This window comes from Flammeovirga sp. SubArs3, assembly GCF_947387565.1.
GTDB lineage: Bacteria > Bacteroidota > Bacteroidia > Cytophagales > Flammeovirgaceae > Flammeovirga > Flammeovirga agarivorans.
In genome coordinates this window covers 297,392-309,845 of the sequence record NZ_CANDOA010000005.1, presented here as the reverse complement: position 1 = coordinate 309,845, position 12,454 = coordinate 297,392, and the positions used below count along the sequence as shown (strand labels likewise).

The 12,454-nt window shown below is 34.3% G+C and carries 6 protein-coding genes; 2 read left to right on the top strand and 4 right to left on the bottom strand.

Features of this window, described 5'->3' with window-relative positions; all coding sequences use genetic code 11:
* Window positions 1–2: 2 nt before the first annotated feature.
* From QL232_RS16115 to QL232_RS16105, 3 genes are all read right to left on the bottom strand, one after another.
* Window positions 3–1,871, bottom strand: a complete 1,869-nt coding sequence (locus QL232_RS16115) for a right-handed parallel beta-helix repeat-containing protein (RefSeq protein WP_281614884.1) — start codon at window positions 1,869–1,871, stop codon at window positions 3–5.
* Window positions 1,872–2,120: 249 nt separating this feature from the next.
* Window positions 2,121–6,227: a hybrid sensor histidine kinase/response regulator transcription factor gene (locus QL232_RS16110; protein WP_281614883.1), complete on the bottom strand. Its 4,107-nt coding sequence runs from the start codon at window positions 6,225–6,227 to the stop codon at window positions 2,121–2,123.
* A 162-nt stretch (window positions 6,228–6,389) separates the two neighbouring features.
* On the bottom strand, window positions 6,390–7,883 hold the full coding sequence (locus QL232_RS16105; protein WP_281614882.1) for a sulfatase: 1,494 nt from the start codon (window positions 7,881–7,883) through the stop codon (window positions 6,390–6,392).
* Between the two features lie 430 nt (window positions 7,884–8,313).
* Here QL232_RS16105 and QL232_RS16100 point away from each other — a divergent pair, with 430 nt between their 5' ends.
* The gene (locus tag QL232_RS16100; protein ID WP_281614881.1) at window positions 8,314–9,789 is read left to right on the top strand and encodes an arylsulfatase; all 1,476 of its coding nucleotides are present in this window, start codon (window positions 8,314–8,316) and stop codon (window positions 9,787–9,789) included.
* Window positions 9,790–9,918: 129 nt separating this feature from the next.
* A complete protein-coding gene (locus tag QL232_RS16095; protein WP_281614880.1) occupies window positions 9,919–10,779 on the top strand; it encodes a sialate O-acetylesterase in 861 nt (286 codons plus the stop codon).
* Between the two features lie 77 nt (window positions 10,780–10,856).
* Here QL232_RS16095 and QL232_RS16090 read toward each other — a convergent pair whose 3' ends face one another.
* Entirely contained in the window at window positions 10,857–12,380 is a 1,524-nt protein-coding gene (locus tag QL232_RS16090; RefSeq protein WP_281614879.1) for a T9SS type A sorting domain-containing protein, read from the bottom strand.
* Window positions 12,381–12,454: the final 74 nt, after the last annotated feature.

Sequence of the window (12,454 nt, the reverse complement as noted above, 5' to 3'; positions counted from 1 at the left end):
ACTTATTGAAAATCAACATTAATAGTACTCTTATCACTCTCCATCATCTTTGTCGCCTTTCCTTGGAAATCATTATTTTTAAACATCACATTTTTTGATGAACGTAAAATAAAGGCAGGGTTTTCAGGATATAATTGAGGGAACCTATCACTTGAAAGAATGGTATTTTCTTCAAAGTTTAGTCCATCAGTATTGCTTGCTTCAAGTACTAGGTTATCGAACATTTTAAAAATATTCTTTCGAATTGTTATGTCATTAAATGCAATACTTTCATTATCCTCATCAGTAACAAGACGGATAATTCCTCTGCTTGTTCCTCCAAAATTACAGTTATCAAATGTATTCCCTTCAATCAATAAATTTGATGTAGCCCCTGATTCATACCATTTTGAGCTTTCAACTGGTAAGAAAATCGCCTCCATCTCAGAGTGGAAATAATTGTTTCTTACAATTGCTTTTTTAGGAGTAGATAACAAAACGCCTCTAGCTCTATTCCCTTGGAATTTATTGTTTTCTAGAAGTACTTCAGGATAAGCTGAGATATTTTCGATATAATCGCCCTGTACGACTTCTTTAGGAATTTTCTCTTTAAATGTGATCACTTGGTAACGCTGGTTGACCATCTCAATAGACTCAATAGTCAACTTATCAAAAGGGGTAAATGAGTCTTCAATTTTTACAAACCCAATAGTATCTCCTTTTTTACCAATCACATAGCCTTCTTGTTGGTGGTGTCCCATTCTAATACCTAACTTCTTCTCTCCCAGTTGCTCTACTACTTCTTGGTAAGCACCATGGATATTCACACAATCATCCAACTGATTTTCTAATAGAGAATTAGTCATCTTGATAAAACCTCTACATCCCACAAAGTGCGTAGCATCAGCCGTTGTTGACACCATTCTATCACCCGATGGAGTGATTTTTAATCTGTCAATGTAAATATCTTCAGAGTTTTCTACTAACAGTCCCATACCACCTGCATGGTGAATAGTAACGTCCGTTAAATGAAAATTATTGGTGTTGTTGACTCTTATACCTGGAGCGACTCTATTTTCTCCTTGTTGCCCCTTAGTAGAAAGAATAGTACCAATTGGTGGTAGTTGCTTTTTATGATTGTAGAACCTGACCACACCTGGAGCCACCTGTTTCAAGTTGAGACGACTTTCTGTACCTACTTTTCGAAGAGTAAGGTCACTTTTATCTACTTTATACTTGTATTTAACTTGGTCAATACCGTGTTGAACAGTCGATTTTTGAGAAGTCGCAATCGGGCTGAATTTCTTGTCGTTATAAGCAATTGCTCTTCTTTGTTTATCGTAAATAATCGTTTGCCCTAAGTCATGCTCGTAATATTCTTTGATAAAGTAAATGTCTCCATTTCGGATTTCATAAGGGTATTCGTCTCCAAAGCGAACATCAAAAGAATGTTCTTCTGTATTGTGTGCGATAATTTCCCCTTCACTATGAAAAGCCATTGCCCAATCTATTGTTACATTTTTAATAGAAACGTTTTCGCTATTATCGACTAAAAAAGGAATCATTTTACCATGAAAGATAAAAGTAGACCCTTGTCCGTCAATGGTAAAATCTTTAAATCCATCAATTGGGAAAGCAAGGTTAACAAAAACATCTTTATGGTTTGAGATATATACAAATTTCGTTAAGCCTTTATCTGGATAGAAATGATAGGTTCCTTTCTCAAATTTAATTCCTTTTGCCTCTTTATTTTCTAGTATCTTTTTTAATACATAAGGAGTGGCATCTTCTGTTATTGCAGCAGTTTTCTTTACTTGGATCACCTCACCTGGTTTATCACAAAAACCAGAAAAAGAAACCAAGAGAGAAAAGATAAATATTAATTTCTTCATTGTCTTTTTTAAATTCTTTGTTTTAGTAGTCTCATTAATTGCACCTGATCCATTTTTCCCTTATTCCATAGTTAGAAGGTAATAGTTGTTAGATCGGTAATAATTCTTTCACAGAACAAAAGTGTATGATTGGTAAGAAACAATAGTATGCAGTAGTAAATCTAGTGTGTCATTGCATACAAAACACTGATTTACAATAGTATTTAAACAAAAAAGGCTACACCAAAATTTTGATGTAGCCTAAATATATTAAGCTGTTTCTTCTACTTCAACAGCCTGTTCTTTTCCATATTTACCCGGTGTTATACCGTAATGTTCTTTAAACATTCTACTAAAATGTGTTCTACTTTTAAATCCTGTGCGGAGATAAACTTCAGAAACCGTCAGCTTTTCATTGACCAACATTTCAGCTGCTTTTTTAAGACGATAAAGTTTCAATAACTCATAAGGAGTATGGTTCGTAATTGTTTTTACTTTCTGATAGAAGTGCGTACGATTTAAATGCAACTCCTTAATAAAGATATTGATATCTAATTCTTCATCATCAAGATGTTTTTCCATCAACGCATAGAGTTTTTCCATAAAGACTCTTTCGCTCTTATTATTATTCTTTTTCTCTACTTCTACAGGGAAATCGATTCTAAACCTCTCTCTTAACTGACGTCTATTTTTTAATAGCATTTGTGCTGTCGCAATCAGTTGTTTCAAATCGAATGGCTTACTGATATAAGCGTCCGCACCACTTTCAAAACCAGATACTTGATCATCTACAGATGACCTAGAAGTAAGTAGAATGACAGGAATATGACTTGTACGAATATCTGCTTTGATCCCTTTACAAAGCTCTAAACCATTTAATTCCGGCATCAGAATATCACTAATAATTAAGTCAGGCCATTCATTTTCTACGGCCTCCTTACACTGTCTACCGTTCACAAAAGATTTCACATTAAAATATTCCGATAAAGACGAATGAACAAAATCTCTTAAGTCATCGTTATCTTCAACGTAATACACATTTAATTCCTTTAATGAGTCATCTTTTAAACTCTCTGGAAGTTCGATGCCTTTTGGTAAGATTCTTTGTTTCTCATCATCAGACTCCATGTTTAAAATTTCCTGAAGACGCTCTTCATTAAAAGTGTCTTCCAAACTAATTTCAACAGGAAGGACAACATTAAACTGAGTTCCTTCTTTCACCTTACTTTCTACACCGATTGTACCGTAATGTAACTCAACGATTCTCTTAGAAAAAGCCAATCCAATACCAGAACCTACTGTAGCGGTATTTACATCTTCTGATTGATAATACCTCTCAAAAACATATGGTAAATCCTTTGCTTTAATCCCAACACCCGTATCACTTACAGAGAATACTAATTTATCGTTTTCGACTCCATAATTCAATGTTATCGTATCTCCTGATTTTGTAAACTTAAAGGCATTATTCAGTAAGTTGTTGAGAACAATTTCTAATTTTTGTCGATCTGCTACCACAAATAACTGATTCGCATCTCCGTTGACTACAAATTTTCTCTCTGTATGTTCTGCCAGTTGATCAAATCCTTTTTTCACTTCAGAAATTAAAGAAGTGAATTCAAAAGAAGTCATCTTTAATTTAAGTAGACTTTGCTCTGCTTTTTGGAAATCCTGTACTTGATTGACCAATTGGAACATCTTTTTAGATTGGCTTTCAATTAGGCTCAAGTGCTTATAAGCATCATTATTCGATTCAAAAATCTTGATAAGTACTTGTAGTGGTCCCGAAATTAGCGTTAATGGTGTTCTAAATTCATGAGCGATATTCATGAACATTCTTGTTCTAGTTTTATTCAACTCATCAATCCTTTCTTTGTCCATTTGCTCTATTTGTAAATCATGTTCAATCTTATTCATCTTTAAGATAAAACGGATAACTACAAACAAAATCGTTACAAACAAGACAAAATATAAGATATAAGCAACCGTCGTTTTCCATATAGGAGGATGAATAGTAATCTCAATAGTTTTTGATGGAGACCATGCTTTTTTAGAATTCGAAACGGCAGCTTCAAAAGTATATTTTCCAGGAGGCAACCCATTAAAACTAGCTACTTTTATTTCAGATGGTGTTGTCACCCATTCTTTTTCTTGAGGCAACATTCTATAACGAATTAAGTTTCCCTTTTTATCGGAATAGTGCAATGAAATCACCTCTAATGAGAAGATATTTTGATCATAATTTAAGTCAATTTTTTCAGTTTCATTTAATGCCTTTGGTAAGATCACATGGTCATCTAGAGTGTCTAAAACATTCACTTTCTTATTGAATAATTTAAAGTCACCCAATAATAGATTCGGCATTTGATCTTCTTCCTGAATTTGTGATGGATCAAAGTAAAGTAATCCATTACCACCGGCAAAAATCAATTCATCATTTTTCAAAATTGTTGCTGATGGCTCGAATGGAGAAATGGGCACTCCATCACTAATGGTGTAATTTCTAAACTTTCTAGAAGTGAGATCAAAAGCATTTAAACCTTTATTTGTCGTAATCCAAAGTCTGTTTTCTTTATCAGGTAGAATACTTTTTACAATATTATTATCCAGTCCATCCTTTTCCATAAAAGATTTAAAAACACAAGCCAACTGAGAGTTCTCTACTAAACAAATACCGCCTTCTTCTGTACCAATCCATAACTCATCATTGTCTAATCTTTGGATACAAGCCACATAATTACTGGAAATAGAATATTTGTTATCGGGGTCATGAACAAATTGAGATTTCCTCATATTTTTCAACGTTCGCTTCGGGTTGTTATTGATTCGAATTAACCCATCTCTTTTTGTTCCTATCCAGATATAATTGTATTTGGGATCTTCATAGATGCATCTCACTTCTTTTATACTTTTAGAAGAGAAACCTTGATGCTGATCCATAAATTGTATATCCTCGATTTTACCATATTTTGTAAGACGCAAACGGTATAATCCTTCACTACAAGCCACCCAATGATAACCAAACTTATCTAGTGTTACACCTCTCATTTTAGCATTTGCAAATGAAGGGTCTAGTTTACTTATCAGAGGAACCCACTTATTTAAGGCTTTACTGTAATAGAAGTTTCTAGATGTTTTTCCTTGTAGCTTTACAAACTGTCCTCCTTTATCATCCATCAAAAGTAAAGTATTTGCTTTTCCTGCTAAGTTTTTGATGTGTGGAGGTAATGGTTCTATACTATTCGTTTCTGTATTAAAGTTTAGGATTCCTCTAAAATGAACGTTGATTAGAACATTGGTATCAGTCCATTTTTGAAGGTTTAATACGTGATTAGACCATTCGCCAGATTGATTATTTGTCTTAAGATTGGAGTATTTGAAGTTATATTTTTTTGTAGGTAAATGGTATAAACCTTTTCTAAATGATCCTACCCAAAAGTCTCCTTTATCATTAGAAGACATCGTACTAACTCTATAGATAGGGTACGCCTCTTTCTCCAGAATATCTTTTTTTGTTTTTTGATCTAACTCTTCCTTGTTTGTTTTATATAGACCTAGTTCTTTATGCCCTAACCATATATTTTTAGAAGAGTCGACATGAATCGTTTGAAACTTCTGACGGTTCAAAATATGATTCAATGTTATCTCCCCCTTATTATGATCTAGGATAACGATACCATTGTTGGCTATACTGTAGTACCGATGTTCATTATATTTCACTAAATCGATGTATTTATCAATGTTAGCTCCATTGACTCTTGTTTTTGTTCTATTTGGGTAATTAACAATATACAAACCCTTAGAAGTAGCGACTAATAGGTTATGCTTGTCTAATGGCTCAGTTTTGTAAGCAATTGTGCTTTCACTTAGGGTAATATTGTTTTTTAACTTATACGTTTTTGGATCAAAAAAGAGCAATCCTTCTTCTTCTGTGGTACACAAGATATATCCTTTATACTTTGAGATCTGCCTAACAATTGGCCCTATTTTAACTCCTTTCTTCGTTTGAGAAAGGTAGATACTTTCAAACTTTTGTGTAGTATAATTATAGATACTCACACCATGGTCTGTACCAATCCAAATATTGTTGTATTCATCTTGAAATAGAGAACGTATACGGTTACTATTCAAGTTCTTGATATTTCTGAAGGTCTTAAACTCAAAACCATCATAGCTATTTAATCCATCAAATGTACCTACCCAAAGTAACCCGTTTTGATCCTCTAATAGTGAAGTAACACCATAGTGAGACAATCCTTGAGGCATTGAATAGGCATTTAATATTCCTCTTTCAAAATATTCGTCTTGTGCACTACTTATAAGGGGCAGAAAAAATCCAACAAGTAGTAATACTATTTTCGTAATAATTCTTTTCATCAACAAAGTCGGTTAATAGTATCTCAAAAAATTTAAAGAAGAATGTTCTTATTCTGTTAGTACGCATGTAAAAATAAGGTTTTTTAATTACATGTCTTATTATATTGAATTTAAATAAGAACATTCTTTGTTAGTAGTCACACATCACGAAATCATTTCTCTTTATAAGTCCAATCCAGTTCCTTGCAAACTGTAATCTTTCTCCCAAAATATTTTCCAAGGATCTTGAGTGTCTTGCTGGAAGTCTTTTAACTTCTTCTTCATTTTCACTAATACTCCTTGATGCTCTTTACTATCGACTAGATTGTTTACTTCATCAGGATCTTTTTCTAAATCGTATAATTCAAACTCTGCATGATGCAGATAATCTTCGACCGTTCTTTTACCATAATATTTCGCTCCCGAACGGTATCTTTCTTGCCAAGTGGAAGAGACCCAAAGGTCTGATGCAAAAGGATATTCTAAGCCCGAAGCAATATTTAGAATCAATTTGTAATTTTCATGTCTTACCACTCTCATTGGGTAATACATAGTAATCTCATGGAATGTATGAGAAGCATAGATTTCATCTCTATCTTCCTTTTCCGTTCCATCTACTACTCCTGTAAATGAAGTTCCATGAAATTCTTTAGGATCAAAGTTGATATTTGCCCAGTCTAAGATCGTTGGCGTCAGATCGACCCAAGAGATAAAGCTATTATTTTCCTTCTCTTGGTGATCAAGTAAAGGGTTCTTAATAATACAAGGTAAGTTCATTCCTGGCTCATACAAGGTCGTCTTTGCTCCAGGGAATGCAATTCCATTGTCAGAAATATAAATTACAATCGTATTCTCCATTTTACCCGAAGCTTTTAAGTGTTCCATTAGTAAACCAAAACCAGTATCTACTCTCGATACACTCTGATAGTATTGTGCTAATTCTTCTCTCGCTTCTTGTGTGTCTGAAATAAAGCTTGGTACTAAAACTTCTTCTGGTGAGTAGGTAATTTCTTTTACGCCTTTATACCCTTTCTTTCTATTCCCAAAACTATTTGGATCATCCCAATTCGGTCCAGTTGGTTGCCCTCTGTGTGGGTCTCCTGTACAGAAGTACAAGAAAAATGGAGCTTCTTTTTCAAATACTTCTTTACATTTATTCGCCATCTCAACAGTATTTCTCTGATTGGCTTTAATCACATTTTGAAAATGAAATACCTTCTCTGGTGCTAAATGATATTTGCCTATTCGAGCAGTATAATACCCATGCTCTTCCATGATTAGCGGTAAAGAACTAACGGTATCATATGTACTAAAGTGATGATAATCATGCGTATGTCCATAAGATCCTGTGGCATGCCCAAATTTTCCTGTAAGCATCACCGATCTACTCGCTGCACAACTAGCACTGGTACAATAAGCATTATTAAAAATAGTCCCTTCACTGGCTAATTGATCTAAGTTGGGAGTTTGAACCACTGGATTCCCATAACACCCCAATGCATCTTTTCCATGATCATCTGAGACGAACAGTATTATATTAGGCCTTTTTTCAGCCTGTTGACTTACACTATTTTTAGTAGTGTGACAAGCAGGTAGTGTAAGTAATAATAAACAGAAAACGGTACTCAAGTATCTAAAGATACTAGATATTATTATTTGATGTAGATAGTATTTCATACTTATAAAAAATTAAACATATATAGCTCATAATCGTTCGTAAAAGCAATATCAGAAGTGATTTTCACTCGTTTGTCTCTCCGTATTTTTAAGTTGTATCTCTGCGTACAGACAATTCATTTACAACAACTTACCTATCAATTTTTGTATTCATCAGTAATTAACTTTATGGTAAGACACACTCTTCTATCTTTTTATTTCTCTGTGAAATTTTCGATTCAAATAGAGGCTGAAACGTTGATTTTTGATCATAAAATCGAAAAAAATTGTACCTTCAAATTCAGATGAACTATCGCATACATTTAGCTAACCATAACATACAGCTTTTAACTCTAGGTGTTTTTTATTTACATTACCTCTTTCAAACAGAGGTAAATTCTTTCACACGGATTATTTAAAAGTAACGTTCAATATTCAATTAAGTAGAGAAATGAAGAACATAAGAAATTACTTGTATTCATTTGTACTGTTGATACTTGGTGTAGGGTGTGCCTCTTCATCTAAAAGTAAATCAACAGCACAACAAGAAAAGAAACCAAACATCATATATATCCTTGCAGATGATTTAGGATATGGAGATTTAAGTAGTTATGGTCAAACAAAATTTACTACTCCCAACATTGATGCATTAGCAGAGTCTGGTTTAAAGTTTACACAACACTATTGCGGTTCTGCAGTTTGTGCTCCTTCCCGATCATCTTTAATGACAGGACAACATACAGGACATACTCCTATTCGTGGTAACAAAGAAATTGAAGGGGAAGGCCAAGTTTCATTACCTGCGGCTTCGTTTACGATTGCCGAACTATTAAAAGAAGAAGGATATGTTACTGGTGCCTTTGGTAAATGGGGACTTGGTTTTGTAAATCATGAAGGTGACCCTAATAAACAAGGATTCGATGAGTTCTTTGGTTATGTCTGTCAAGCGGCTGCTCATAGATATTACCCTGAATATATCTGGCATAATGACCAAAAAGTGTTCTTAGAAGGTAATGATTGGACGAATACGGTAACTTACGCACCCGATGTTATTCAAGAAGCAACCTTAGACTTTATCGAGAATAATAAAGACAATACATTTTTCGCATATGTTCCTTTTATTCTACCTCATGCAGAATTAATCTCTCCTGAAGATTCAATTTTAGCTAAATACAAAGGTAAATATCCAGAAACAGCGTATACAGTAGACAATAAATATACGTCTGACTATGGTCCAAATATTCAGAAACACATGTATTGTTCACAAGAAATTCCTCATGCTGCTTTTGCTTCAATGATCAACCGATTAGATAATTATGTAGGGCAAATCGTTGCTAAAGTAGAAGAATTAGGAATTGCTGATGAGACAATAATTATGTTTGCCAGTGATAATGGGCCACATAAAGCCGGTGGAGCCGACCCTACTTTCTTTAATAGTGGTGGAAATCTAAGAGGGATCAAAAGAGATTTATATGAAGGTGGAGTACGTACACCATTTATTATAAAGTGGCCTGGTAAAATTAAAGCCGGATCAACTACTGACCATGTTTCTGCATTCTGGGATATCTTACCCACTTTCGCAGATATTGTAGGAAAAGGAGATCGTTTCGATGTGGACGGCATCTCATTTTATCCCACAATGATTGGCAAAGGAGAACAAGAACAGCACCCTTACCTTTATTGGGAATTAAACCTTAAAGGCGGTCGTCAAGCTGTACGATTAGGCGATTGGAAAGGCGTTAGATACAAAGTGAATAATGGAAATTCATCTATAGAACTTTACAATATTGTCAATGATCCAGAAGAATCTACTGATGTAAGTAAAGAGAATCCTGAAGTAGTAAAAGAAATTGCAGGCATTATGAAGACTGCTAGAACTAACTCCGAAATGTTCCCTCTATTTAAAGAGAAACAAGATTCTAAATAATTTGATGATTACTCTGGGGTATCATAAAATATATGCTTCGTTGTGATGTTATGGATCATTACTCAATGATCTATTAAAACCATTCATACTAAGTGGTATTTTTTGATACCCTTTTTTAACAATGAAATAATGCGATTTCTATTATTTACAGCCCTATTTGCTTTACACTTTCTCTCTTTTGGTCAGGATGATAAGATCTATATCGTTTTATTTGCTGGACAATCCAATATGGCAGGGAGAGGCCAATACCAAAGTTTAAGTCAAGAAGACAAACAAAAAGTCGAAGAAGCTTCAAAATATATTTCCATCATTAATGGTGAGAAACAACCTGTTCCACTTTCTTATATAAGAGCAGATAAACGACAAACTAACTTTGGGCCTGAGCTATTTGCAGGTATCTTACTCCATGAGAAATATCCAGATCGTAAGTTCTTTTTTATCAAAGAAGCAAAAGGAGGCACTTCACTTTATGGTGCTTGGAATCCAGAATGGTCTTATGAAAAAGCAAAGATTGGAGAAATTGACGATAAACGACAACAAATGAAATTGTATTCTAGACATGTAGAAACAATCAATAAAACGTTGGAAAGAATTAAGTCTGATGGAAAAATACCTGTGCTTATGGGAATGTGTTGGATGCAAGGAGAAAAAGACTCTCGATTGGAGACCACAGCCACCGCTTATGGAGAGAATTTTCAATTATTGATAAAGAGTTATCGACAGACATTTAATCATGAAAAAATGCCTTTTATTTTTGGACAGATCAATTGTCCTCCAAGAACAAAATTTCCTGATGGCACTGAGGTTGTTCGTCAGCAAATGGCACATATTGCGAAGAATGATCAAAATATTTTTATGATAAATACATCTATGAATAAAGATTGGGATGATTTCCCGAAGAGAGGTGACAATGTACATTACAATACACAAGGCCAGAAAAAACTAGGAACTGCCTTTGGTGATATGTTAATTCAGAATAGTCATTATTAATCATAGATGGTTGTTTAACAAAAAAGGCCATACACTATAAAATATAATGTATGGCCTTTTTTATTCGATCAATGGATTTAATTTTTCAATACCCTAAAACTATTTCCATCTACATTAACCATATATAATCCAGAAGGATAAGCTGTGATATCCACTTTAATACGTTGGAATCTTCTGAGTAAAACAGGTGTTACTTCTTGCCCTTGTAAATTATAAATCACAATAGTAGAAGCATCATTAATGGTGGTTCCTTTCACATTGAAAACTCCATCACTTGGGTTTGGATAAACTTGATAACCTAAATTCAATAGATCTTCTTTTGATGTTGGCTCACCATCAACGGGAGGATTAGTTGGATCAACAGGTACTTGAGAACAGTCATCAATCCAACTTTCCTCAACAATAATCGCTTCCTGATATTTGAAATCAATGGCTTCTACTGCCGAAATATCTACGGTATAATACCCCTCAGCATTATTACCATTACCTCCACGATACAATACTGCAGCAACTGCTGGTGCGGGGTAACTTTCACCATCTTTATTGTATTCTGTACCAATTAGCTCTCTCTCTTGACAAGGTAAGTAACCAAAATGTTTTGATTTCACTTGAGCAGTAGTACCATAAGTTCCTTTTACATTCTTTACGATACATGTGTTTGCATAATAACCCGGTGTAATTCCTAAAGAATCTTGCTCTTTGGTGACATACCCTTTATCAATTCGTACAGCAAATCCTGTATTTACAGCTTCTACTCCATCGATCTCAACATGTCCATTTTTAATCGCATGTGGAGAAATCATCACACTGGCATTTCCATTTTCACAGTACACATTGTTAGCGTATATGTCATGGTTACCACCAATTTGTAACTCATTCATTTTATTTAAGCCCGTTTCGAGACGTAAAGTTACACCACCATCACCCCAAATATCTTTAAAGAATACATGTCTTAACGCTTGAGATTGCACTAGCCCATAGCCATAGTGTGCTTTTTCAATTCTACAATTCCTTACCACACCGTTTTCAGACATCACATACTCACCATTGTATTCTGAATAGCCCATCATGATTGCAGAAAATTTAGTATTGTCATCTATCACACTTGCATCAGACAGTAAAAAATTCTGAGTATTAAATAATGAGAATACCCTTACATTGGTATTTCTCGAAGTACTAACATCAATGGTATATTTACCACTTTTACCACGTATACTCACATTCTCGGTATATTCTCCATCCTTCCCGATATTAAAAATTCCGAAGTTTTTATCGTTACCTGGATCAGTTGGGTATATCGTTGCATTCTTGTGGATGACAATGTGGATATTAGACTTTATCTGAATGTCCTTTAAGAAATATTCTCCACCAGGAATATTAATTCTTCCTCCATTTTCTAGTGCCGTTAAATCATCGATAGCTTGTTGTAGTTTTTCACTATCATCTCCGGTGTCTGTGTTGTCTACGTTGTAATCCACTACAAGGTCTACTGTTCGATCTACAGTGTTGAGTTTTTCAGTATAGAAGTCGCTTTCGTTTTGTGCAGAAAGTGTCGCCCATGAGAATAAGACTACACATGTTGTAAGTAAAATTCGTTTCATTTCATTTAAAATTTAAGGTAAGTAATTGTTTATAGTGCATATGCTTCCAAGGGCAATCATTCCGACACTTTTTT

Excerpts from the sequence above, each read along its gene's own strand:
- QL232_RS16115 (WP_281614884.1), bottom strand. The coding sequence starts at position 1,871 with ATGAAGAAATTAATATTTATCTTTTCTCTCTTGGTTTCTTTTTCTGGT.
- QL232_RS16110 (WP_281614883.1), bottom strand. The coding sequence starts at position 6,227 with ATGAAAAGAATTATTACGAAAATAGTATTACTACTTGTTGGATTTTTT.
- QL232_RS16105 (WP_281614882.1), bottom strand. The coding sequence starts at position 7,883 with ATGAAATACTATCTACATCAAATAATAATATCTAGTATCTTTAGATAC.
- QL232_RS16100 (WP_281614881.1), top strand. The coding sequence starts at position 8,314 with ATGAAGAACATAAGAAATTACTTGTATTCATTTGTACTGTTGATACTT.
- QL232_RS16095 (WP_281614880.1), top strand. The coding sequence starts at position 9,919 with ATGCGATTTCTATTATTTACAGCCCTATTTGCTTTACACTTTCTCTCT.
- QL232_RS16090 (WP_281614879.1), bottom strand. The coding sequence starts at position 12,380 with ATGAAACGAATTTTACTTACAACATGTGTAGTCTTATTCTCATGGGCG.